Consider the following 23,517-nt stretch of genomic DNA (forward strand, 5'->3'; position numbering starts at 1 on the left):
ATACAATAAGGGTAATAAGTACATTGTCACTTAAATGTTTTGTGGTAAGTATAGGAGACAAATATGGAACGTTTGGAATATAATAATGCAACACTTGCTCAAGCAACGAATGTACAAGAAGAAGTAGAAATGATTTGCCGTTGGGCAGCGGCACGTGCTGCTGGCATCGCGGCGTTACCAAAATTTAATTATGCAGGTTTGTTGGCTAATGATGTGTACATGGTATCTCGCATTGCTCAAACCTATGGCGTATGCCCAGCCAAAGAAGACATTACAGGATTTTTAGTAGGTCTTGGTGGTAGTGCTGTGGCAGCTTTAGTGTGTACTATTGTACCGACTATGATTCTTCGTGTTCCCGTAGCAGCAGCGATTACTTATGGTGTAGGTAAGATGGCTGCTAAGTGGATTGAAGATGGTATGCCAACTTGTCCTAACTTTGAAGAATATCGCCAACGCTTGGTAGATATCTACGAATATAATAAAGAAACTGTTATTACATTGGCGAATACTCCACTTCGCGATAAACCATTAGGAAATGAGAGTGTAGACTTCTTAGAAGGAGTACATGTATCTGGTAATGATTATTTAGCAAGCGCTAAAGGTTTTGTAAGTTCTTTTGTAGGATCTGACGTGCTAACTAATATTGGTGCTGTAAAAGATTTGGCAGTAGGAGCCGTTTCTATTCTAGCGGCCACAGTTCAGGATGCGCTAGAAAAAAATGGTAACGGAGAATTACTGGATAATGCGCGTCATGCCGCAAAAGGTGTAGGCTCATTGCTTAAAATTTTAGCTACAGAAGCCTTATCTTTAACTGGTGCCGTAGCAGGTACATCAGCATCTAAAGCAAGTGCCTATACGCATGCAGCATACGAAAAAGCAGAAACAGTGCGTCAGTCGATTAACGACTCTTTACAAACTAAAGTAGAACCAGTAATGGAAAAAGCAACCGCAGTCATACAAGATGTAAAAGAGGCAGTAGAGCCAAAATTACAACAAGTAAAAGAGGCCGTTGAACCAAAACTGCAACAAGTAGAAGAAAAAGCTTCTGAATTGACAGCTAAAGCGATTGATCAGGCACAGGAAGCAGTGCAAGACATTCGTGAAAAAGCAGGAGCTGTGAAAGAAACTGCTGTAGAATTAGCGGAACAAACAAAAGAAAAAGCCATCGATTTAGCAGAACAAGCAAAAGATAAGTTCAAACAATAATCAGCGAGGTCATCATTATGAATATTTTAAAACTCCTTAAGTATGGAAAAAACTTTACATCTGATGCCTTTATGTCCACTGTGAATCGCATGGGCCGCAATATTATGTTTGCACGAAAAGCAGTTATGTTATATTATTGTTTACGTGATAAAGACACACCAAAATTTGTGAAAGCTGTCATTGCCGGGGCTTTGGGCTATTTAATTTTGCCTATCGACTTTATTCCAGATAGCGTGCCAGGTCTTGGTTGGGTAGATGATGTAGCTATTTTAGGTATAGCTATGAAAGTAGCCAATCGTTATATCAAAGCTTCTCATAAAGAACAGGCACAAAAATTTGTGCCTATCGGATCAATTGAGTAATGAGTAAAAGGGGCTCCTTGGAGCCTCTTATTGCATAGGAAAGGTAGTATACGATGATTTCTACATCATTGCGTGTCCGATTTTACGAAACGGACATGATGGAGATTGCCCATCATACGAATCATTTACGATGGTTTGAAATGGGGCGAATTGAATATTTCCGCCGTTGTGGCATTAGTCTATGGGACATGATGCAAGAGGGCATCGTATTTCCTATTACAAAAGTGAGCTGTGAATATAAGGAAGTAGCACGGTTTGACGATGTATTGCGGGTAGAATTAACAGTCTCCTCCTTGTCGCGGGCGCAATGTACTTTCACATATCGGATTATCCGTGAAAGTGATAATGCGCTTATTTGCACAGGAGAGACGCAAAATGTATTTACCGCAAAAGAAACGGGCAAAATTATTCGATTACCAGATGTATTTTTCAAATCCATGAAAACCGTAGCAGAGGAGGAGTAGGGAATGACGTCCATACAGAAAGAATTACCTATTGGAGTATTCGACTCTGGCATCGGTGGATTGTCTGTATTATCTGTGCTTACACAAGAGTTTCCAGAAGAAGATTTTATTTACGTCGGAGATAGCGCGAATAATCCAGTGGGAAATAGGTCGATTGAGGAAATTGAAAACATAGCTGCAACCATTGCAGAATTTTTAGTGGCACAGCCTGTGAAGTTGATTGTAATCGCTTGCAATACATTTTCTGTAGTAGCTTTAGATACATTAGCGAAACGATTTACAGTACCTATTGTAGGCATGTCACAAGGCATTCATGATGCACTCCGTATCAAAGTGAAACAAAAACGAAAAGGGCCCTTAGGAATTATGGCTACCGTAGCGACTATTAATAGTCATAAACATATGGATGCGGTGCATAGTTTGAAACCTCATGTAAAAGTGGTGGAACAAGGCTGTAAAGATCTGGCAGCCTGTATTGAGGAAGGCCATTTAGATGACGATTTACTTCGTAGTTGTGCCAAAGAGTATGTACAACCATTAGTAGAAGCAAATGTAGAAGTAGCGATTTTGGGGTGTACCCATTATCCTTTAGTAGAATCCATATTGCGAGATCTGACGGATGATCGAATTTGCTTTGTAGACCCAGCGTGGGAGACATCCGATGCAGTAGGAGCTATTTTGTATGGAGAAGATTTAGAACAGACAAGGGGACGAATAGGAACGATACAAGTTTATGTGACTAGTCACGCAGAACGTGTGACCCCTATTGTACAGGATATTTTCAAGGATACTAGTTTAACAGCTAAGCTCATTACTCTATAGGAGGAAGTATGTATATTTACACATTAATAGATACCCTAGTGTGGATTGCCTGTATCATTGCCATTATTTACATCGCTTATCGCATCTTTGCATGGCGCCAAGGTAATGAAAATATTATCATCATGGTGAAACGCCGTACGCCATTTGTAGTGGAAGACATTAGTTTTGACCAAGTGGTATTATCTACGGATATTCCATTTGTGAACAGAGGAAAACAATATGGTACTATCATGGATATGTTCCCTCGTCATTTATTGCCACAAGAGCAATTTGACAATGTACAAATTCAATCATGGTTGACCGATGCGAAAGCAGAACGTCATGATGGGTATTGGGAAGCATTAGTGTATAAACAAAGACAAGGTAGTACTATTCGCTTGCGAATTGTCATGACTGCTAATAGTGGCAATATTCGTAAAGACTTGGCTGGATTCCCAGATATGCCTATCGATATCTACCATCAAGTAGTAGGCCGTGAGGCATACCGTATTTCAAAAACTAGAATCATTCTAACTGCGGAAGAGTTAGAAGTGGCGATGCGTAAATAGGAGGTACATCATGGCAGAATTAGAACTTTTACCAATCCCTACGCGCATTTTAACGAATAAAGATGATATCGTAGAGGCTATTGTAGAATTTGCAGGACCTTATATTGGACCAGAGGATATTGTGTGTGTAGCAGAATCTGTTGTGGCTATCACTCAAGGGGAGTTCACACGTCCAGAAGATTTGAAAGTATCTTGGCAAGCCAAATTTTTAAATCGCTTTATCCATCCCGATGGATCTATGGCATCTGTATATGGTATGCAAGCAGCTATGGATAAAGAAGGAGAATGGAAAATGATGTTTGCCTTCCTTTGTGGTGCTGTGGCAAAAGTATTTAAAAAGCCGGGGGTGTTTTATCAAATGGCACGTACTGCATCCCTTACTGATGATGTAACCGGTACGATGCCTCCATTTGATAAATGTATCGTATACGGACCAAAACAACCGCATGCAGTAGCGGATGCCATCATGAAAGCCACAGGAGCCTATGGGGCTTGTGTAGCAGATGTAAATGATTTAAAACGAGCTGCTATTTTAGGCCATAGCCGTGGATTAAAACCGCAACAAATCGCACAAATTTTGATTGACAATCCATTCGGTAATGATAGCCAAATGACACCGATTGTTGTGATTAAAAATTATGCCTCTGTGTCTAAACGAAAAGGATAAAATATATTGAAACTAGCTCAATATCACATGTCGTTCATAAAATATAAATATTGTTGATACTTAGGCTTGCAAATTGCGACGTATCAGCGTATACTGAAAGAGAACTTTGGGGAGCCTAATGGCTGAGAGTAAACGAAAGTTTTGACCCATAACCTGATTTGGATAATGCCAACGTAGGATAAGTTTGATTCGTCATACCGAGGACATCCAACAGGATGTCCTTTTTTGTGCTTTTATAGGATGGTGTATCGTATATAAGTATATATGAAAGGTGTATCTAAGTGGATGTACAAGGGGAAGAGAATAGTGAGACGATAGAGTGCTACAGCATGAAGGGGCATACCACCGCGGGTATGGTTTTTCGTGCTGTTTTTTTATACTAGTATGTAGTGAAGGAGCCATGACTAGCGGTTGGCATCATATTAGTTTGAAATAGGTATATAGCAGAAGCCATAGATAGGAGGATACTATGAAAGTTAATGGAAGTACGTATAATTACGAAGGGCAAACGGTGCAAGAAGTACTGGAAGACTTAGCATTTCGCATAGATCGCATTGTGGTGGAATATAATGGTAAAATCCTTTCCAAAGCAGAATGGGAATCCACTCGTGTAAGTGCAGCAGACATAATGGAAGTAGTAACCTTTGTGGGAGGTGGCTAAATGATATCCTTACAAGATAAAAAAGTTCTTCTCATCGGTATCGGTGGAGTCGGTTCTCATGTGGCAGTGGCGTTGTGCCGTGCCGGAATTGGACAATTAGAAATCGTCGATTTTGACGTTGTGGATGAAAGCAATCTAGGTCGTCAATACTACGATGTAAATGATGTAGGGGTATTGAAAGTAGAGGCTATGAAAGGACATCTGAATCGGATGAATCCAAACTGTAATGTTATCGTTCATAATGAATGCCTTACGCCAGAACGTTTATCTGAACTGATTGATGGCTATGACATGGTTGTAGAAGCAGTGGATAAAGCTGTTACAAAAGCATGGATGACAGAAGTCATCTTAACCCATCCCACAGAACCTTTGTTAGTAGGCTGTTCAGGTATGGCAGGTTGGGGCGATAGTAATGGTATTCGCCGTGAACGGAGACATCATCGTTGGTATTTATGCGGTGACGGTGTGAGTGATATCGATTCTATCGGAAAAATTACAGCTGCTCGTGTCATGGTGTGCGCCGGCCATATGGCAAATGCCGTTATTCAACTATTACACGGGGAAGATATTGATTAAGGAGGAACGTATGACACTTTCAGTAAAAGATATGGAAACACAAGATACATGGACCTTAGGGGGACATACATTACAGTCTCGATTTATTTTGGGATCTGGCAAATTTTCCATTGACTTAATCGAGGCTGTCCTAGAAGAAGCGGGGGCAGAAATGATCACCTTAGCATTGCGTCGTGCAGTGGGTGGGGAAGTAGAAAATATCCTAGATGCCATTCCAAAAGATACTATCTTAATCCCTAACACAAGTGGCGCCCGAGATGCGGAAGAAGCGGTGCGCATTGCGAGACTATCCCGAGCTACAGGTTGTGGAGATTTTGTAAAAGTAGAAATCATGAAAGATTCTAAATACTTGTTGCCCCACAATGGAGAGACTATTAAAGCAACGGAGATATTAGCTAATGAAGGATTTGTCGTATTACCGTATATGTATCCAGATTTAGAAGTGGCTCGTGATTTGGTGAATGCTGGGGCCGCTGCAGTGATGCCTTTAGCGGCGCCAATTGGATCTAATCGTGGATTGCAGACAAAGGAATTTATCAAAATTTTAGTGAATGAAATTGATTTACCTATTATCGTAGATGCTGGTATCGGGGCTCCATCTCAAGCAGCAGAAGCGATGGAAATGGGCGTGGCTGCGATTATGGCAAATACGGCTGTAGCTTCTGCGGGTCATATCCGAGGTATGGCGAAGGCCTTTGGATTGGCTATTCAAGCAGGGCGATTAGCATATTTGTCAAAGTTGGGACCAATACTTGAAACAGGTGGCACGGCCTCATCTCCATTGACTGGATTTTTGCGGTAATAGAGGGTGATATTTTACGGTTGGTGACACATAATAGTCCTATGTAAGATATACCTATGAACGGGCAAATGAACCTACGAATTGACACTGAGTCTAAATATATGAAAATTGTCTCAGTGATATTGACAGTATGAGGAAAGGAATAGCGATGTCTAGTACCACCAGATACCATATAGACGATCCCTGTTGGAAGTATCGTCCCCACATGGATCAAATTGAAAGTCCTATTTTAGAAACGGTATTGCGAGAACGTGAGCAATATACATACGACCACTATACAGCAGATGATGTGCGCCGTGTATTGCAAGAAGATACGATTGATATAGAAGGACTGAAAATTTTATTATCTCCTGCTGCAGAGTCTTTTTTAGAGGACTTGGCGAAGAAAGCGAAGGCGGTGCGAACAAGATATTTTGGTAACTCTGTATACTTGTTTACGCCTTTGTATATTTCAAATTATTGTGATAACCTATGCGTGTATTGTGGCTTCAACTGTAAAAATCAGATTCATCGTGCCAAATTAGACGAAGAGGGTATTGAGGAAGAGCTAAAAAATATTGCCAAAACAGGATTGCAAGATATTCTAATTTTGACTGGAGAAAGTGAACGGCATAGTCCGATTTCGTACATTGGTCGAGCTTGTGAATTAGCAAAGAAATACTTCAAAGTAGTAGGCGTAGAGATTTACCCTGCTAATGTAGACGATTATACGTACTTACGAGAATGCGGTTGCGATTATGTAACGGTATTCCAAGAAACGTATAATTGGGAAAACTATAAAACATTGCATTTGTTAGGCAATAAAAGTATCTTTCCATACCGTTTAGAAACGCAGGAACGAGCTTTACGAGGAGGTATGCGTGGGGTAGGACTGGCTGCCTTATTGGGATTGGATGATTTTCGAAAAGATGCCTTTGCCACCGCCTTGCACGCTCATCTCCTACAACGGGCATATCCCCATGGAGAAATTAGTATTTCCTGCCCACGTCTACGCCCTATCGTCAATGATGAGACCATTAATGCAGGGGACGTAGGAGAAGCACAATTATTACAAGTTATTTTGGCGTATAGACTTTTCTTACCTTATGCTAATATTACGATTTCTACCAGAGAAACAGCTAGGTTCCGTAACGGCGTTTTACCATTAGCAGCTACTAAAATGTCAGCAGGTGTTAGCACGGGGATTGGTGAGCATTCCTCAGAAAAAAAACAACAAGAAGAAGGGGATGCACAATTTGAAATCGCTGATAGTAGAACCGTAGCAGAAGCCATGGAAGACGTAAAAGCCTTAGGTATGCAAGTGGTGATGAGTGATTATATCGATGTGCTCTATAAAGAAAAATAACCAATCGATCGATACCTTAGTGTTGATTACGAATCGACAGTTGCTGAAAGATGACATGAGCTTAGTAAGATATGCTGCAGCACTGTCTAGGGGAGTAGAAAGGATTCATGCCTTGAAAGAAGACGATTGGATGAGAAATTATCACAGTCTGTATACATTATGCCGTGACACTGATTTACCCTTTGAGGAGTATCTCCAACTCTGCGATACCATAGGTAGTACCGTAGTATACCATGGAAAGGTCATCACTAACCGAGTACAATTAGAGACTATCTTACACAGACAACCACGAATCCATATGCCTACCAATCTAATACGTCATTGGCAATCCGAACAAGAAGAACTATGGATTACCTTACAACAACATTTTCAGGACATAACTATATGGAGTACCGTCCACAACGAAGGCGATATTAAGTTATTAGCAACCCTAGGAATCCCTAATTTGGAGTACGTCTTAATCAGTCCTATTTTTCCTACACCATGCAAAGAAGGACATCCAGGCATCGGCGTTAGCCGAGGGAAAAAACTGTTACAACAGATCCAAACTGAATATCCTCATGTACAAGGCATTGCTTTGGGAGGTATCCACGAGCACAATTACCAAACGTGTTTACAACATTCTTTCACTGGCGTAGCTATTATGTCTGATTTCATGAAGCAAGTGCATAGAAAAATATAAGCTTAAGAACGCCATACACTTCGGAGCAAATCTCAGTGGAACGTAAATTTGTGGAGAAGTGTATGGCGTTCGCCCTTTACGTTCTAGGCATGAAAGCGGGGAAAGAACGCCATATACAGCGGAGCACTCTCAGTGGAACGTAAATTTGTGGAGAAGTGTATGGCGTTCGCCATTACGTTCTGAGTACCAAAGCGGAGAAAGAACGCCATATACAGCGAAGTTTGCAAAAGCGTCCTCAATCCTGTAAAATAGATAGGTAAAGATCATAAGGAGGAGCTATGTTACTGTCAATTGTTGTTCCCGTATTTAATGAGGAAGATAATATTCAAAAATTTTATACTACAGTCAAAGATGTATTGCAAACTCTTGACTATGACTATGAAATTATTTTTGTCGATGATGGGTCCAGTGATGATAGTGCAGGCATACTACGATATATTGGTAATCAAGATCCAAAAGTAAAAGTGCTGTTGTTGGCAAGAAACTTCGGTCATCAATTAGCCTTGACCTGTGGATTAGATTATGCCCAAGGTGATGCGGTGATTACGATGGATGGAGATATGCAACATCCACCAGAATTGATTCCAGAACTAGTTAAACATTGGGAAGCAGGTGCAGATGTAGTCCGTACCATTCGTGATTCCACAGAAGATGCTAGCTGGGCAAAAGCGTTCACGTCGAAATACTATTACAAATTGCTTAACAAATTAGCCAATGTCCCTATTGTGGAAGGCGGTTCCGATTTCCGTTTGATGAATCGTAAATCCCTGGAAACGTTAAAATCTTTCCGTGAACATGGCAGATTTTTACGGGGTATCGTGGGCGACTTGGGATTTGTGCAACATGAATTTCACTTCGTAGCACCTCCACGTTTTGCAGGGACTTCTAAATTTAGCGTAAAGAAAATGATGCGCTTTGCCTTAGATGGTATTACGGCATTTTCTAGGGTGCCCTTACGCTTAGCTTTATATATCGGTTTGCTATGCGGCTTACTAAGCCTGATTATGATCGGACATATATTATTCGTTCATTTTTTCTCTGATAATGTGATTAGTGGTTGGTCTACGTTAGGAGTGGCTATCTTTTTCCTAGGTGGTGTACAACTTGTAGGGATTGGCATTATAGGAGAGTATGTAGGACGAATTTTTGAAGAGGTCAAACAGCGACCGTTATATTGGGTGAAAGATACCATAAACTGTCAAATACAAGATAAATAATCGTATATAAGAGAGGAGTCCTATGACGAGTAAAAAGAAACAATACCTTGCCATTGCTCTATTTTTAGGTTTTCTAGGTACTAATGTACAAGGGGCTTATCAATATGGTGATGCAGGCAATGAAATTCTTGGTATTCAAAAGAAACTCATCGCTGCTGGTTATAAAGCTAGAGAAACCAGCGAATATGATGCAAACACAAAGTGGGCTGTCAGATTATTCCAAAAAGATAATGGACTAACAGTAGATGGTATACTAGGGGCAGAGACCTATAAAAAATTGATGGGTAAACCCTTACCAACGGTGACAAAAACAGTGTCTAAAAAGAAAACAATTTCTGAAAAGGATGCTGTAGTACTAGCTCGTGCGAATTCAAGTAGACAGGAAGAATCTTCAGCTATCACGTCTACGTTGAAACATAAATTAAGCAAAACGTCTGCTCCAGGAGGATTGACTTTCAAAAAGAAAGGTAAATCATACAAGGGACTAGACATTGGACATCAACCAGTGTCTGGCAATGTAAAAGAGGTTCTGACATATGCTAACACCTTCACTGGGGTACCTTATAAATTTGGAGGTACTACACCGGCAGGTTTTGATTGCTCTGGATACATACGCTATGTATTTCAAAAAATAGGCTTTGATATGCCACGCCAAGCTGACGAACAGTATACAGTAGGTAAAAAGGTAGAAAAAAGTAACCTACAGCCAGGTGATTTAGTATTCTTTGAAACCTATGAACCGGGTATTTCTCATTCTGGTATTTATATCGGAGATGGACAATTCATCAGTGCCACATCTAGTAGTGGAGTAGCTATAGCCGATATTGATGACAGCTATTGGGGACCACGTTACAGAGGGGCAAAACGCGTACTATAATACAAAAGCTGTAATGATGATGTCATTACAGCTTTTGCCATATATACGATAAGTTGAAGCATGAAGGAGTTGACTATAATGCATGCAGGCATTCATATACAAGATGTACAATTTTCCTATGGAACGCAGCCGGTTATTCATAATATGACAATCACCATTCCCAAGGGTGAATTCGTATTAGTAGTAGGACCGAATGGATCTGGTAAAACCACTTGGCTTCGTATGGTGGCAGGATTATTGGAACCTACCTCTGGGCACTTATGCTTAGATGGGATTAGTCCAAAAGAGGCACAAATGAAGGGACTTATTCACCTAGTGCCACAAATTTATAATAAGAATGCAGCCCAATTTCCAGCGACTGTAGAAGAAGTTGTGGGACTCGCTTTATTTCATGTGCCGAAACAAGATCAAAAGAGTCGTATCGTAGACGCTTTGGAATTGGTGGGCATGCAAGATTTCTTGAAACGCCGAATTGGAGAACTCAGTGGTGGTCAACAGCAACGTGTTATGTTAGCCCAAGCCTTAGCACGGAAACCGAACTATATTTTGTTGGATGAACCCACAAGTGGTATCGATTACGAAACAAGTAAGAAAATTTATGAGGTATTGCGTTCCTTGCAACAAGAAAACATTACTGTTATCATGGTCACCCATGATGTGACAGAAGCTATGGAAGTGGCAGATACAATTTTATGTGTGGATGGACATGCTTGTTACTATGGACCTTGTAAAGGCTTTATGGAAAGTCATCAGGGCTCTCGTTTGGCATGGCATATAGGAGGTTAAGATGGACATTTTATCCTATACATTTATGCAACGTGCCTTTTTAGCAGGGCTCATCGTGGCGCTTATGTGCCCCTTAATCGGTATGTTCATCGTTATCAAACGACAATCCATGCTCGGAGATGGCTTAGGGCATATTGCCTTCGCTGGTGTTACAGGTGCATCCCTATTGAAAGTCTATCCTCCATTAGGTGCGGTAGTCTTGACTGTGCTGTCCGCCATGGGTATAGAATTAGTACGTCGCTATCAAAAACAATATGCAGATATGATTATGGCATTATTCTTTTACGGTGGATTATCCTTAGCCATCGTATTCTCCACAATGGTAAAAATGCCGAGTACGGGTCTATTGAACTTCTTATTTGGCAGTATTCTAACGGTGACTATGACAGATATTTATGGTATCGGTGCGGTAGCTGTCGTAGTAGGTATTATCATGAAATTTGTGTATCACTCCTTAATGCTTACCTCCTTTGACGAGGAAATTGCTCGTACAGTGGGTATCAATGTGAATCGTGTGAATATGATCTTTGCCATCTTAACAGCCCTTGTAGTTGTTATGGGAATGACCGTAGTAGGGATTCTATTGATCAGTGCGTTGATGATAGTTCCTGTGGCATCTGCTCATTTATGGAAACGAGGATTTAAAAAAACTTGGGGCATTGCCACCGTATATTCAGTGTTATCCGTTGTTGGTGGACTATGTAGCGCCTTTTGGCTAGACTTTGCACCAGGGGGGACGATTGTGCTTACGGCAATTACACTTTATGGTATTACATTTTTAGTGAACTTGGTGAAGTGTAGATAAGATAATATAAAATCAGCATGGAAAGTATCGTAATCATATGTGTCAATGACCTCACCTAAATGCATACTTTCATCAAAATCTGTGGTATAATAAAGATAATAGACAATTTTAGGAGGGAAACCATGACAGGAAATGAATTACGCCAAGCGTATTTGAATTTTTTTGAAAGTAAAGGACATTTAAAACAAGAGAGTTATTCTCTTGTTCCGGATAACGACCCATCTTTGTTATTGATCGGTGCTGGTATGGCGCCGTTGAAACCATTTTTTACGGGTAAATTAGTGCCACCTTGTACACGTATTACGACGAGCCAAAAATCAATTCGTACAGGTGATATTGAAAATGTAGGACGTACAGCACGTCACCATACATTCTTTGAAATGTTGGGTAACTTCTCTTTTGGTGATTATTTCAAAAAAGAAGCCATCCATTGGGCATGGGAATTCTTAACAGAAGTTATCAAATTGGACAAAGAAAAGTTATATGTCACTGTTTACCCAGATGACCAAGAAGCCTACGATACATGGCATAATGAAATTGGCTTACCAGAAAACCACATCAGCCGTTTGGAAGATAACTTCTGGGAAATTGGTGAAGGCCCATGCGGTCCAGATAGTGAAATTTTCTTCGACTTAGGACCAGAACGTGGTTGCGATGATCCAAACTGTGCACCAGGTTGTGATTGCGATCGTTTTCTTGAAATTTGGAACCTTGTATTTACGCAATTCAACCGTACTGCAGAAGGTACGTACGAGCCATTGGCTAAGAAAAACATTGATACTGGCGCTGGTCTAGAGCGTTTGGCATCTGTACTACAAAATAAAGAAAGCAACTTTGAAACAGATTTGATTTTCCCAATCATTGAAGCGACAGCGAAAAAAGCAGGAGTGACATACCATACAGATGCGAATACAGATGTTTCCTTGAAAGTTATCGCTGACCATATTCGTGCTATTGTGGCATTGATTGCAGATGGTGTGTTACCATCTAATGAAGGCCGTGGATACGTGCTTCGTCGCATTTTGCGCCGTGCTGTTCGTCATGGTCGTCTATTAGGTATTCAAGGACCATTTTTGGTACCATTAGTAGATATCGTAGTAGACATTTTGGGCGGTGCCATTTCCAATATTGTGGAGAAACAAGACTTTGTAAAACGAGTGGTGGCAAATGAAGAAGAACGCTTTAACCAAACTTTGGCATCTGGCCTTGATATGTTAAGCCAATTGTTGGACACATTGAAAGCTGATGGTGCTACCACTGTACCTGGTCAAGACGTGTTCAAATTATATGATACTTACGGATTCCCTTGGGAATTGACAGAAGAAATCGCTCACGAAGCAGGTTTCACCATCGACCAAGCTGGTTTTGAAAGTGCCATGAATGAGCAACGTACTCGTGCTCGTGAGGCTCGTGAAGATGTAGATGCAAAAGTGGCAACGCCAGATATTACGCATTTATCCAACGAACATATTTCTGACGATGAAAGCGCTACAGCATCCACCGTATTGTTAATCGGTGAAGGGGCGAAAGCGATCGACCGTGCAGAAGATGGTCAAGATGTGACAATCATCGTAAAAACGACTCCATTCCATGCAGAAGGGGGCGGACAACTAGGTGACACTGGTTTCATCGTAGGGCCATTGGGCAAAGTAGAAGTGCACACAGCGAAAAAATTACCAGAAGGCACTACGTACCATGTAGGGACTGTAGTAGAAGGTAGCATTTCTGTGAATGACGAAGTGACTTTCGAAGTAAATGTAGAACGTCGTCAACATATGGCGCGCAACCATACAGCGACCCATTTATTACATGCTGCACTGCGCTCTGTATTGGGTACACATGTTAACCAAGCCGGTTCTTTGGTAACGCCAGAATACTTGCGGTTTGACTTTACACATTTCTCCCCAGTGACAACAGAAGAATTACAAACAATCACACACATGGTGAATGAACAAATTCTGCGTGCTGTAACATTGGAAGAAGAAATTATGTCTATTGATGTGGCAAAAGCAAAAGGAGCAATGGCATTGTTCGGTGAAAAATATGGTTCCGAAGTACGTGTGATTTCTGTACCAGAATTCTCCATCGAATTATGTGGAGGTTCCCACGTAGAAAATACAGGCTTTATCGGTCAATTCCGAATCATATCTGAAGGCGGTATTGGTTCTGGCGTACGCCGTATCGAAGCGGTGACAGGTAAAGCAGCTCTTGCCTTAGCGCAACAAGAAGAGCACACAGTAAAATCTGTTGCCTCTCTTGTGAAAGCAAAACCCCAAGAAGTAGTAGGTAAAGTACAACAAGTACTTGACCATGCAAAAGCTGTAGAGCGTGAGCTAGATCAAGTAAAAAAAGAGTTGAATAGCGGTAACCTTGATGGTGTCTTAGCAGGCCAATTTACAGTAGGCGATGTAACAGCTGTAGTGACATCTGTACCAGTATCCGATATGGGTGAACTGCGTGATATGGCAGATATGGTTCGTGATAAAATCGGCTCTGGTGTTGTTCTTTTAGGATCAGCTGGTGGCGATAAAGTGAACTTCGTCTGCATGGCTACGAAAGACGTAGTCGGTAAAGGTATCCATTGCGGTAACATCGTAAAAGCAGCAGCCCAAGCGGCTGGTGGTAATGGCGGTGGCCGTCCAGATATGGCGCAAGCTGGTGGTAAAGATCCAGCGGCTATGGACCAAGCCTTAGTAGCAGGTAAAGAAGCCATCCACTCCATGGTTGGATAAGCTCGCAATAGATGAGACTTTCAGTAGAAAACTCATAATAAGGAGGGATTATATGAATCTTTCAGACAAAACAATGGTGATTAAACCGGTACAAACTACGCCGTTAACGCCAGAAGAAGTATTCCAACATGTGTTTCAAGCACTAGTGGAAAAAGGGTATAACCCGATTAGTCAAATCACAGGATATCTCATTTCGGGGGATCCAACGTATATTACAAGTTATAATAATGCGCGGAAAGATATTCGTAGCATCGAACGAGATGAGCTTATTGAAGAACTTGTAAAAGAGTATGTGAAAGCGAAACAATTATAATGCGAATTATGGCACTCGATGTGGGAAGTCGGACGATTGGTGTGGCATGCAGTGATGCGCTGTATATCACAGCGCAAGGCATCGAAACCATTCGTCGAACGTCACACGAAAAAGACTTTCAGCGCATTGCGGAATTAATCCGTGAATACGAGGTAGACACCATTGTAGTGGGAATGCCGAAAAATATGAATGGTACTAAAGGGGAACGGGCTGAAAAAACGGAAGCCTTTGTAGAAAAGATGCAAGAAGTCATCTCTACGCCAGTTGTATTTTGGGATGAACGTTTATCCACTGTGATGGCAGAAAAATCTCTAATTGCTGCTGATGTAAGTCGTAAAAAACGGAAAGAAGTCATTGATAAGATGGCAGCAGTTGTCATTTTACAAGGCTATTTAGATAGTCGTTCATAAGGAGGTTACCATGATCGAACAAGGTTACGAAGGTGAAGTATCTGTAATTGTCATTGAAGACGAAAATGGGGAAGAAATGTACTATGAAGAGGAAATGCTAATTCAACATGATGGAAAAGCATTTGCGATTTTAGTATCTCTTCCTCCAGAAGAAGACACTGAACATGATGAACCAGAAGTGATTATTGCACGCATTGATGAAGAAGAGGGAGAACAAGTTTACGTGGCTCCAACTGATGAAGAATTCGATGCAGTCATTAAATTATACGAAGAAATGGACTAATCGCTAGTAAGGGCTGTAACAGATTGCCGATAGGCAGTGTAGTTACAGCTCTTTTCTGTATAGTGGTAATCATACTTAGAAATAATGAGTACAGTGGAGAATTAAGCGATATGGCAATAGAAGAAAAGAAGAAACAAATTCAGTATGAACTATATATTCCCGCCCAATTTAACGAGGTAATGCGAGAGTCATTAGAAACGCTGATGGAGGATATGTTAGGAGATACAGGAACTGTCCATGAAGGAGAATCGGTGTATAAAGAAAATGGTGTCATTGACCATTGCGTACTTCGCTTTTCCATGGATGAAGGGGATGAATTCGTAGAGGAAATACTCCTCTGTTTGGAAGAAGCAGGTATACCTTATGGTGCTAAGTTATATCAAAATGGAAATGTCATTGCAGAATTAGGTAATTTACATCATATCCATGTTGTGTTGGATGCATCATTAGGAGATGTGAAACAGTTCAAACGGTTGGATACAAAAATTTCTAAGGCTTTGAAAGAAAATAATGTTGTCAGCGATCCCACACTACGTATTCCAGAGGGAGTGGCTATCTTTGCGTATTATGTAGCAGATAAGGACCTTGCGGTGAGCACCATAGAGAAGTATCTTGGTCGCAGTGCGCTAGGAACAGGAGCTACGATTGATGTGGTAGACTCTGGTCTTACGATTCATGAACGGTTTATGACAGATATATATAGCATCTATCGTGGGGTAGTGCCTGATTTGTGGTCTGCGATTAAAAATGGGTGGAAAGGCATCTCTTCCCGAGAGTGGATGCACTTATTGCAACGCTATCCAGACACACCAGAAGGCCTTACCTTCTTGCTTAATATTGTGAATGGTACGTACCAACAGGAATACACATCTATGAAGGTCACATTCCCTATGTTCCTCTACGAAGGCAAACGATTCTACTTGCTGTCAGCACGTCAAATGTTAGAATTTGATCTTCAAGGTCAAGATGTGATGAACATGGATATACTGGGGCCTGATGTAAAACCATCACAAATACGGAGTGCTTCTAAACAGAGAAATTTGTGTCTGTTTGCGACTACTGGGGAAGGGGAAGAGGCATCGCGACTTTACCTTGACTATAATCCGACAAAATCTGGTCATGTAGGACAAGTGCTCTATTACGATGGGGACGCGCATATGCTAGAGGTGTTGGGGCCGTCTTTCAGTCACGCCTTGTTAGAGATTATGGATGAAATGTCTGACAATTTAGCGGATTCCATTCTAGAAAGCGTTATGGAACACATCATGAATTTGAATGTAGAAACATTGGATTTCAACAGCGATGAAAATCAGCTCATGATGAGTACCATGGCTATGCTAGCTGAAAGTACCATGGAAGAAGGCACGAGTCCTACAACCCTTAGAAGTGGATGTATGGGCATAGTATTGTTAGAAAATGCCACCTTTGATGTGGAGCAATTTAAAAAGGATTTGCTCGCTCAATGGGATATTGTGTCCCTCACAAGTCCAGATGGTATGAAAGCGGGAGCAGCACTGGTTACGAAAGATATGGACTCTGTAGAAAAAGAAGATATGGAGGAAGCACACGTTTTAATTATTGATGACTACAAAGTGATGATAGCACCATTTCCCTTTGCTATGCCGGTAGAAGCAGTAGAAGCTGTAAAAGCAGGGGCGCTGAGGAATTACCTATTTGATAATGGTTTAGAAGTGATTATGAAACATACGGGCTATGTATCAATTGGTGTCGTAGAAGGTACGGGTAATACATTGGAAGAAAGTGTTTTGCTGTCGAAGTTACTTGCAGTGGCAACAGAGCAAACAGGAGCTACTGCTATCTATACGAATGGAGTCCTCTATGAAGCGGACATATACTACAAAGAAACAGAACGCCTACGAGATGATGTGTTGCCTATGGTGAACCTTGTGTGGATTGATATCGATTTTGAAGAAGATGGAACCATATCTTTGTATACCAGTGGCATGGAAGAGTTCAACCAATTAAATGTTGAATTCTTGCATTGTCCATGGGATCCAGAGCGTGCCTGGAATTATATCCTTAGCGTGGCGGAATATGTACTGACATCTGGGAAAGAACTAACAGACGGTGATGCTATTGGCAGAACAGAGGAAGAACAACTGACAGTTCATATCGATGAACCAGTCCATGCAGATGGATTGCAAAGTATACAAATTTTCTTTTCTGAAAGTGAAGAAGAATAAATAATGAAAGGGGCTGTCGAATCGTAACAGCCCTTTTTCTGTATGAACGGGATGGTGTCCCTAGGGGTCCCTGTAATTCGGAGTAGGGAGTACTTTCACAGGTCAACCATATAGCATTGGTGAGTGTAGTCCCTAGATTGATCTATGCTATATAGAAAAATTGCTATATATATACTAAAAATGGTATAATATAGTATTCATTGAAAAGGAGATTGCTGTGAAACAATATGTAAAATACATCTACGGATGTGTAGCGATTCTGTTAGTGACCGTAGTTGGTGTGCTAGCAGGTATGTATTATATTCCTTGGACAGGTGGTTCTAAGGAGGATGTAGAAACGGTTGTCATTAGTGAGAACCAAACGGGGGCAGAAATTGGGGATGTGCTCTATGAAAGAGGCCTCATCACGTCACCTACGATATTCCGTGGAGCTTTGCGTCTGACGGGAACCATGGACAAGCTGCAACATGGGTATTATCAAATTCCTCATCACTCTAGTTTAAGTGAGATTATTGGGTTGCTCCAACAAGGGAGATTGAAAACAGTTAAGCTAACGATTCCAGAAGGATTTACCATCGGTGAAATTGGAAAGCGTATCGAAGAACAAGGTATCGATACGCAGTATGCTTTCATGGAATATGGCAAGACCTATACGCCTTATGAGTACATGGTGGGTACGAAACCGGTTACCTATCGGGTAGAAGGATTCCTATTCCCTAGCACCTATGAGATTCCAGTAGGAAGCAAAGCAGAAGATGTGATGGCTATTATGGCGGATGAAATGAATCGCCAATTGACCCCGAAAATGCGTCAAGATATAGAAGCGCAAGGAATGACTATTTTTGAGTTCATCACCTTAGCATCGTTAGTGGAAAAAGAAGCTAAGTTTGACGAGGATAGACCCATCATTGCGGCAGTATTCCGTCAGCGTTTAAAAACAGGCATGCCTTTGGAGTCTTGTGCTAGTATCCAATATATTCTAGGATATCCAAAACCACTGATTACGATTGAAGATACAAAATTAGAAAGTCCGTACAATACATACCTTCATAAAGGATTACCTCCTGGACCGATTGCGAACCCAGGTATCAAATCGATGGAAGCCGTTTTGTATGCGCCACCAACAGACTATTTATTCTTTGTAGCTGATAAAGAGGGGCATCATCATTTCACAAAAACCTATGAAGAACATTTAAAAATAGTGGATCAAATTTATGAAAATTAAAGAGATTTTAAATGAACAACGCATTTATGCGCTCTTGCATGATGTACCAATTTTAAGAGAATCAGAAGTAGAACTCTTTGAAGACTTAATTGGTTTGTACAAACCGAAACGTGTGCTAGAAGTAGGGACTGCTATCGGATATTCGTCTTTGTTATTGGCAAAGCATATGGACAAAGAAGGACAGCTGATTACCATGGAATTAGACGCTGTGCGCCATGGGATGGCAACTCATTTTATTTCGCAGTCGGAGTACGGGGATAAAATTACATTACTGAAAGGAGATGCCACAGAATTATTAGAAACGGTGGAAGGGCCTTTTGACTTGGTGTTCCTAGACGGTCCTAAAGGGCAGTACTTAAAACAGTTGGAATTAATTGAACCAAAATTAGCTGATGGTGCTGTGGTATTAGCCGATAATGTGTTATTTCGTGGCTATGTACGAGGAGATAAAGAACCACCACGTCGCTTTAAAACCATTGTGAAGCGGTTGCAAGAGTACTTGGCTTATGTAGAACAAAAAGAACACTACAACACCACCATTTACCCTATGGGAGATGGTATGAGTGTTAGTGTATGGAAAGGATAGATTATGACGAAACGACATATGGAATTACTAGCCCCAGCTGGTAATATGGATAAATTAAAAATGGCCATTCGCTACGGTGCAGATGCCGTATATTGTGCAGGCCGTGCTTTTGGCTTGCGTGCCGCTAGCTCTAACTTTGACAATGATCAATTGAAAGAGGCTGTAGAGTTTGTACACAGCCATGGCAAAAAAATCTATGTGACTTGTAATATTATCCCTCACAATGAGGACCTAACAGGCTTAGAAGAGTACTTACAATTCTTGGAAAGTATCAACGTGGATGCTATCATCGTGGCAGATTTGGGGATTTTCTTGCTGGCAAAACGTGTGGCTCCTGGATTAGAGTTGCACGTGAGCACGCAAGCCAATACAACGAACTATTTGACAACAGAGTTCTGGAAAGAACAAGGGGCAGCTCGTGTAGTAGTAGCCCGTGAAGTAAGCATCGAGGACATCAAGACTATGCGCGAAAAAGCAGATATCGAAATTGAAGCCTTCGTTCATGGTGCTATGTGTATTTCTTACTCTGGTCGTTGCTTGTTGAGTAACTATATGACCAACCGTGATGCGAACCGTGGTGCTTGTACACAAGCGTGCCGTTGGAAATACAATTTGGTAGAAGAAAACCGTCCTGGCGAATATTACCCAATCGAAGAAGATGAACATGGTACATACATCTTTAATTCCAAAGATTTATGCTTGTTGAAATATATTCCAGAGCTATACAAAGCAGGCGTAGACAGCTTGAAAATCGAAGGCCGAATGAAGTCTGTACACTATGCAGCAACTGTATCTAAAGTGTATCGGGAAGCTATCGATAAGTTCCTAGAAGAAGGGGACGATTGGTATGTACGGGATGAATGGTATGCAGAATTAGAAAAAATCTCTCACCGTCCATACACAGAAGCCTTTGCCATCGAAAAGCCAGGGGAAGAAGCGCAAAACTATGGGAAATCTTCCAATACGCAAACCCATGATTTCATTGGTCTTGTAGAAGGGTACAATACAGAAGAAGGCTATGCGTACATGGAACAACGCAATAACTTTAAAGTCGGGGAAACAGTAGAATTCTGTCAACCGCATGGGCCATTGGTGAAGCACGTAATTACTCGTATGACTGATGAAGATGGCAATGATATTGACGTGGCAAAACATGCGCAAATGAAATTACGCCTATACATTGATACACCATTAGAAGAATACTCTATGATGCGTCGTGAAACAAAACAAAAATAATTTTGTACTACATAAGGGGAGGGCCAAGATGCAAGAGCAAGAGATTCTTTATGATCCGCAGTATGTGTACTTTCAGATTGAACGACAACATACGAATTATGTAAATCGCATTTTAGAAGGCTATGAATATGTAGGGGTAATGACAACGGTCAATGCAGAGGGGTTGTGTATGGTTCGGACCACAGAATCAACACGTGAGTTAGCAAAACAAATTTTGCAATCCTTACCTATTTCTGTGACTCTCTTGAGGTAAGCAAGTTTTGAAAGAGAGGCACCATATAAGTTGTACTAGTATTACGTATTGGTGAGTAAAGTGGAGAACTAAGAGATATGGCAACAGAAAAAAAGAAACAACAAATCTCGTATGAACTATATATTCCAGCCCAATTTGACGATTCCTGTAGGGCTTCCTTGGAAGTGCTGATAGAACATAAATTAACGGACGTGGGTACTATCCATGAAGGAGAATCCGTGTATAAAGAAAATGGTGAAATTGACCATTGTATACTTCGATTTTCCATGGATGAAGGGGATGAACTAGTAGAGGAAATACTCATTTCTTTGGAAGAACTAGGTATACCGTATGGTGCTAAGTTATATCAAAATGGGAATGTCATTGCAGAATTAGGTAATTTACATCATATTCATGTCGTATTGGATGCCTCTTTAGGGGATGCTAAACAATTTAAACGATTGGATACAAAGATCTCTAGGGCCTTGGAAGAGAATAGTGTTGTCAGCAGCACAACGCTACATATTCCAGAGGGAGTGGCTACCTTTACCTATTATGTGGCGGATAAAGACCTTGCAGTTAGCACTATTGAGAAGTATCTTCGGAGAAGCTCGCTGGGAAAGGGAGCTACTATTGATGTGGTAGACTCCGGTCTTACTATTCATGAACGATATATGACGGATATATCTCGTGTATATCGTGGGTTAGTACCGGATGTATGGAATGTTATCCAAGGTGAGTGGAAAGGGATTTCATCTCAAGAGTGGATGAACCTATTACGGCGATATCCTCACACACCAGAGGGACTTAGTTTCATGCTAAATGTAGTGAATGGCACCTACCAAAAGGAATATACGTCCTTGAAAGTTACATTCCCTATGTTTATGTATGATGATAAACAATTCTATTTATTATCGGCACGTCAAATGTTAGAATTTGATCTTCACGGACAAGAAATAATGAATATGGATATACTAGGTCCTGATACAAAACCATCGCAAGTACGAGCACTTTCTAAACAGAGAGACGTATGTCTTTTTGCAGCTACTGGTGAAGGGGAACAGGCGTCCCGTTTGTACATTGATTATAATCCAACAAAATCTGGTACTGTAGGGCAAGTCATCTATTTTGACGGAGATACAAACACATTGACTTTGTTGGGATCTTCTTTCAGCGAAGCCTTGTTAGTACTTATGAGAGGACAATCCGATAGGGTAGGTGATTACTTAATTGAAAGTATCATACAGAAAACGATGAGCCTAGATATAGATATGGCTGATGTACAAAGTGCAGAGAATCAACTATTGTTTGATGCAATGCGGAATTTGGCGGAAAAAATTCTAGAAGGTACTGGTGGCATTGGACCTATGGTCGGTAAACGTGGCTTTATGGGTATGGTGCTGTTGGACAATGCAGAATTTGATGTGAATCGTTTTAAAAAGGACTTGCTCACTAAATGGGATATTGAGTCCATTACGAGTCCCGAAGGGATGAAAGTTCGTGCAGCCATTGCCACAAAAGATGTAGATTCTGTGGAAGAAGAGGATATGGAAGAAGCACACTTTTTAGTGATTGATGACTATAAAGTAGTGGTGGCACCATTCTCCTTTGCTATGCCGATGGAAGCAGTTATGCAGGGTGCTACACGGAATTACCTTTGGGATGATGCATTGGATGTGGTACTTAATCATACGAGCCATGTGGCAATTAGTATTGTAGAAGGACCTGGTAACCCCTTGGAAGAGGGGATTTTGCTCGCTAAGCTTTTGGCAGTGGCAACGGAGCAAGCTGGAGTTAGTGCCATATATACAAATGGCGTTTTGTACGAAGCTAGTAAGTACCATGAAGAGACGGAACAGTTGCGAGATGATATGCTGCCTATGGCAAATTTAATTTGGGTAGATATGGATTTTGAAGACGATGACACCATTTCCTTATCAACTAGTGGTATGGAATTATTTAAACAATTAAATGTAGAGTTTATACATTGTCCGTGGCATCCAGAGAAAGCTTGGAATTATATACTAAGCGTGGCAGACTATGTCTTGACATCAGATACAACAGTAGAAGATGGTGATTCCGTTGGTCGCAACGATGACGAGCAAATGACAGTTCATATTAATGAGCCGGTCCATGCGGATGGATTGCAAAGTATACAGATTTTCTTTGATGAAAGTGAAGAAGACTAAATACGTGGTACAAGGAAAAAATACGTAAACACATAAATGATAAAGGGGCTTGTAGAATACCAACAGCCCCTTTTGTTGTATCAGCAGTTGTATAGCCTTACGCATATACAAGAGGGATGGGTATTGTTAGTAAGGAGGAAAGCTATTGCCCTTTTATTTGTATTTTAAGTTAGAAAAAAGTTAAATATATTATAAAAAAATACTGTCAAGCACAAATTAATTTGTCATAAAAAATAGCTAAACATAAGCGTAATTAAAAATCAAGATAAATCTACACCATAAATTTG

At 40.9% G+C, this 23,517-nt stretch carries 25 protein-coding genes and 1 riboswitch; all 25 genes read left to right on the forward strand.

The window, feature by feature from the left end; genetic code table 11:
• Positions 1–63: 63 nt before the first annotated feature.
• The 25 genes from EO117_RS06200 (at position 64) to EO117_RS06320 (ending at position 23,230) form a co-directional block, all read left to right on the forward strand.
• Positions 64–1,206, forward strand: coding sequence for a hypothetical protein (locus tag EO117_RS06200; RefSeq protein WP_126939613.1), 1,143 nt, complete (start codon positions 64–66; stop codon positions 1,204–1,206).
• Between the two features lie 17 nt (positions 1,207–1,223).
• Entirely contained in the window at positions 1,224–1,568 is a 345-nt protein-coding gene (locus EO117_RS06205) for a YkvA family protein (RefSeq protein WP_126939614.1), read from the forward strand.
• Between the two features lie 53 nt (positions 1,569–1,621).
• Positions 1,622–2,032, forward strand: coding sequence for a thioesterase family protein (locus EO117_RS06210; RefSeq protein ID WP_126939615.1), 411 nt, complete (start codon positions 1,622–1,624; stop codon positions 2,030–2,032).
• A 3-nt stretch (positions 2,033–2,035) separates the two neighbouring features.
• Positions 2,036–2,854 carry a glutamate racemase gene (gene murI / locus EO117_RS06215; protein WP_126939616.1) on the forward strand — a complete coding sequence of 273 codons (819 nt, stop codon included), beginning with the start codon at positions 2,036–2,038 and terminating at the stop codon, positions 2,852–2,854.
• A gap of 8 nt (positions 2,855–2,862) precedes the next feature.
• Positions 2,863–3,402, forward strand: coding sequence for a hypothetical protein (locus EO117_RS06220; RefSeq protein ID WP_126939617.1), 540 nt, complete (start codon positions 2,863–2,865; stop codon positions 3,400–3,402).
• Positions 3,403–3,412: 10 nt separating this feature from the next.
• Positions 3,413–4,069: a coenzyme F420-0:L-glutamate ligase gene (locus EO117_RS06225; protein ID WP_126939618.1), complete on the forward strand. Its 657-nt coding sequence runs from the start codon at positions 3,413–3,415 to the stop codon at positions 4,067–4,069.
• 97 nt (positions 4,070–4,166) lie between these two features.
• Positions 4,167–4,266: riboswitch (TPP riboswitch) on the forward strand.
• 272 nt (positions 4,267–4,538) lie between these two features.
• Positions 4,539–4,730, forward strand: a complete 192-nt coding sequence (gene thiS / locus EO117_RS06230) for a sulfur carrier protein ThiS (protein ID WP_126939619.1) — start codon at positions 4,539–4,541, stop codon at positions 4,728–4,730.
• Positions 4,731–5,306 (forward strand): sulfur carrier protein ThiS adenylyltransferase ThiF, encoded by a 576-nt coding sequence (gene thiF / locus EO117_RS06235; protein ID WP_126939620.1) that lies wholly within the window; start codon positions 4,731–4,733, stop codon positions 5,304–5,306.
• A gap of 10 nt (positions 5,307–5,316) precedes the next feature.
• The gene (locus EO117_RS06240; RefSeq protein ID WP_371413088.1) at positions 5,317–6,108 is read left to right on the forward strand and encodes a thiazole synthase; all 792 of its coding nucleotides are present in this window, start codon (positions 5,317–5,319) and stop codon (positions 6,106–6,108) included.
• Between the two features lie 205 nt (positions 6,109–6,313).
• The gene (gene thiH / locus EO117_RS06245; protein ID WP_206168590.1) at positions 6,314–7,453 is read left to right on the forward strand and encodes a 2-iminoacetate synthase ThiH; all 1,140 of its coding nucleotides are present in this window, start codon (positions 6,314–6,316) and stop codon (positions 7,451–7,453) included.
• A complete protein-coding gene (locus EO117_RS06250) occupies positions 7,431–8,135 on the forward strand; it encodes a thiamine phosphate synthase (protein WP_126939622.1) in 705 nt (234 codons plus the stop codon). The genes thiH and EO117_RS06250 overlap by 23 nt, the downstream gene beginning before the upstream one ends.
• A 278-nt stretch (positions 8,136–8,413) precedes the next feature.
• Positions 8,414–9,352: a glycosyltransferase family 2 protein gene (locus EO117_RS06255; RefSeq protein ID WP_126939623.1), complete on the forward strand. Its 939-nt coding sequence runs from the start codon at positions 8,414–8,416 to the stop codon at positions 9,350–9,352.
• A gap of 22 nt (positions 9,353–9,374) precedes the next feature.
• Entirely contained in the window at positions 9,375–10,229 is an 855-nt protein-coding gene (locus EO117_RS06260; protein ID WP_126939624.1) for an NlpC/P60 family protein, read from the forward strand.
• 78 nt (positions 10,230–10,307) lie between these two features.
• Positions 10,308–11,015 carry a metal ABC transporter ATP-binding protein gene (locus tag EO117_RS06265; protein ID WP_240632594.1) on the forward strand — a complete coding sequence of 236 codons (708 nt, stop codon included), beginning with the start codon at positions 10,308–10,310 and terminating at the stop codon, positions 11,013–11,015.
• Position 11,016: 1 nt separating this feature from the next.
• Positions 11,017–11,820: a metal ABC transporter permease gene (locus EO117_RS06270; protein ID WP_126939625.1), complete on the forward strand. Its 804-nt coding sequence runs from the start codon at positions 11,017–11,019 to the stop codon at positions 11,818–11,820.
• 122 nt (positions 11,821–11,942) lie between these two features.
• Positions 11,943–14,552 carry an alanine--tRNA ligase gene (gene alaS / locus EO117_RS06275; RefSeq protein WP_126939626.1) on the forward strand — a complete coding sequence of 870 codons (2,610 nt, stop codon included), beginning with the start codon at positions 11,943–11,945 and terminating at the stop codon, positions 14,550–14,552.
• A gap of 52 nt (positions 14,553–14,604) precedes the next feature.
• Entirely contained in the window at positions 14,605–14,865 is a 261-nt protein-coding gene (locus tag EO117_RS06280) for an IreB family regulatory phosphoprotein (protein WP_126939627.1), read from the forward strand.
• Positions 14,865–15,275: a Holliday junction resolvase RuvX gene (gene ruvX / locus EO117_RS06285; RefSeq protein WP_126939628.1), complete on the forward strand. Its 411-nt coding sequence runs from the start codon at positions 14,865–14,867 to the stop codon at positions 15,273–15,275. Before EO117_RS06280 ends, ruvX begins: the two co-directional genes overlap by 1 nt.
• 10 nt (positions 15,276–15,285) lie before the next feature.
• Positions 15,286–15,558 (forward strand): DUF1292 domain-containing protein, encoded by a 273-nt coding sequence (locus EO117_RS06290; RefSeq protein WP_009352989.1) that lies wholly within the window; start codon positions 15,286–15,288, stop codon positions 15,556–15,558.
• Between the two features lie 110 nt (positions 15,559–15,668).
• Positions 15,669–17,762: a DUF4261 domain-containing protein gene (locus EO117_RS06295; RefSeq protein ID WP_126939629.1), complete on the forward strand. Its 2,094-nt coding sequence runs from the start codon at positions 15,669–15,671 to the stop codon at positions 17,760–17,762.
• A 217-nt stretch (positions 17,763–17,979) separates the two neighbouring features.
• Entirely contained in the window at positions 17,980–18,987 is a 1,008-nt protein-coding gene (gene mltG, locus EO117_RS06300) for an endolytic transglycosylase MltG (protein ID WP_126939630.1), read from the forward strand.
• Entirely contained in the window at positions 18,977–19,573 is a 597-nt protein-coding gene (locus tag EO117_RS06305) for an O-methyltransferase (RefSeq protein WP_126939631.1), read from the forward strand. Before mltG ends, EO117_RS06305 begins: the two co-directional genes overlap by 11 nt.
• A 3-nt stretch (positions 19,574–19,576) precedes the next feature.
• The gene (locus EO117_RS06310; protein ID WP_126939632.1) at positions 19,577–20,809 is read left to right on the forward strand and encodes a U32 family peptidase; all 1,233 of its coding nucleotides are present in this window, start codon (positions 19,577–19,579) and stop codon (positions 20,807–20,809) included.
• Between the two features lie 28 nt (positions 20,810–20,837).
• A complete protein-coding gene (locus tag EO117_RS06315; RefSeq protein ID WP_126939633.1) occupies positions 20,838–21,062 on the forward strand; it encodes a DUF4911 domain-containing protein in 225 nt (74 codons plus the stop codon).
• Positions 21,063–21,139: 77 nt separating this feature from the next.
• Positions 21,140–23,230, forward strand: a complete 2,091-nt coding sequence (locus EO117_RS06320; protein ID WP_126939634.1) for a DUF4261 domain-containing protein — start codon at positions 21,140–21,142, stop codon at positions 23,228–23,230.
• Positions 23,231–23,517 lie beyond the last annotated feature (287 nt).

It is taken from the genome of Veillonella sp. VA142, assembly GCF_003992135.1.
Lineage (GTDB): Bacteria > Bacillota > Negativicutes > Veillonellales > Veillonellaceae > F0422.

Excerpts from the sequence above, each read along its gene's own strand:
- EO117_RS06205 (WP_126939614.1), top strand. The coding sequence starts at position 1,224 with ATGAATATTTTAAAACTCCTTAAGTATGGAAAAAACTTTACATCTGAT.
- EO117_RS06270 (WP_126939625.1), top strand. The coding sequence starts at position 11,017 with ATGGACATTTTATCCTATACATTTATGCAACGTGCCTTTTTAGCAGGG.
- EO117_RS06280 (WP_126939627.1), top strand. The coding sequence starts at position 14,605 with ATGAATCTTTCAGACAAAACAATGGTGATTAAACCGGTACAAACTACG.
- thiF (WP_126939620.1), top strand. The coding sequence starts at position 4,731 with ATGATATCCTTACAAGATAAAAAAGTTCTTCTCATCGGTATCGGTGGA.
- thiH (WP_206168590.1), top strand. The coding sequence starts at position 6,314 with ATGGATCAAATTGAAAGTCCTATTTTAGAAACGGTATTGCGAGAACGT.
- EO117_RS06265 (WP_240632594.1), top strand. The coding sequence starts at position 10,308 with ATGCATGCAGGCATTCATATACAAGATGTACAATTTTCCTATGGAACG.
- EO117_RS06315 (WP_126939633.1), top strand. The coding sequence starts at position 20,838 with ATGCAAGAGCAAGAGATTCTTTATGATCCGCAGTATGTGTACTTTCAG.
- EO117_RS06225 (WP_126939618.1), top strand. The coding sequence starts at position 3,413 with ATGGCAGAATTAGAACTTTTACCAATCCCTACGCGCATTTTAACGAAT.
- alaS (WP_126939626.1), top strand. The coding sequence starts at position 11,943 with ATGACAGGAAATGAATTACGCCAAGCGTATTTGAATTTTTTTGAAAGT.
- EO117_RS06290 (WP_009352989.1), top strand. The coding sequence starts at position 15,286 with ATGATCGAACAAGGTTACGAAGGTGAAGTATCTGTAATTGTCATTGAA.
- EO117_RS06220 (WP_126939617.1), top strand. The coding sequence starts at position 2,863 with ATGTATATTTACACATTAATAGATACCCTAGTGTGGATTGCCTGTATC.
- EO117_RS06295 (WP_126939629.1), top strand. The coding sequence starts at position 15,669 with ATGGCAATAGAAGAAAAGAAGAAACAAATTCAGTATGAACTATATATT.
- EO117_RS06250 (WP_126939622.1), top strand. The coding sequence starts at position 7,431 with ATGTGCTCTATAAAGAAAAATAACCAATCGATCGATACCTTAGTGTTG.
- EO117_RS06260 (WP_126939624.1), top strand. The coding sequence starts at position 9,375 with ATGACGAGTAAAAAGAAACAATACCTTGCCATTGCTCTATTTTTAGGT.
- thiS (WP_126939619.1), top strand. The coding sequence starts at position 4,539 with ATGAAAGTTAATGGAAGTACGTATAATTACGAAGGGCAAACGGTGCAA.
- EO117_RS06310 (WP_126939632.1), top strand. The coding sequence starts at position 19,577 with ATGACGAAACGACATATGGAATTACTAGCCCCAGCTGGTAATATGGAT.
- EO117_RS06320 (WP_126939634.1), top strand. The coding sequence starts at position 21,140 with ATGGCAACAGAAAAAAAGAAACAACAAATCTCGTATGAACTATATATT.
- EO117_RS06255 (WP_126939623.1), top strand. The coding sequence starts at position 8,414 with ATGTTACTGTCAATTGTTGTTCCCGTATTTAATGAGGAAGATAATATT.
- EO117_RS06240 (WP_371413088.1), top strand. The coding sequence starts at position 5,317 with ATGACACTTTCAGTAAAAGATATGGAAACACAAGATACATGGACCTTA.
- EO117_RS06305 (WP_126939631.1), top strand. The coding sequence starts at position 18,977 with ATGAAAATTAAAGAGATTTTAAATGAACAACGCATTTATGCGCTCTTG.
- EO117_RS06210 (WP_126939615.1), top strand. The coding sequence starts at position 1,622 with ATGATTTCTACATCATTGCGTGTCCGATTTTACGAAACGGACATGATG.
- murI (WP_126939616.1), top strand. The coding sequence starts at position 2,036 with ATGACGTCCATACAGAAAGAATTACCTATTGGAGTATTCGACTCTGGC.
- ruvX (WP_126939628.1), top strand. The coding sequence starts at position 14,865 with ATGCGAATTATGGCACTCGATGTGGGAAGTCGGACGATTGGTGTGGCA.
- EO117_RS06200 (WP_126939613.1), top strand. The coding sequence starts at position 64 with ATGGAACGTTTGGAATATAATAATGCAACACTTGCTCAAGCAACGAAT.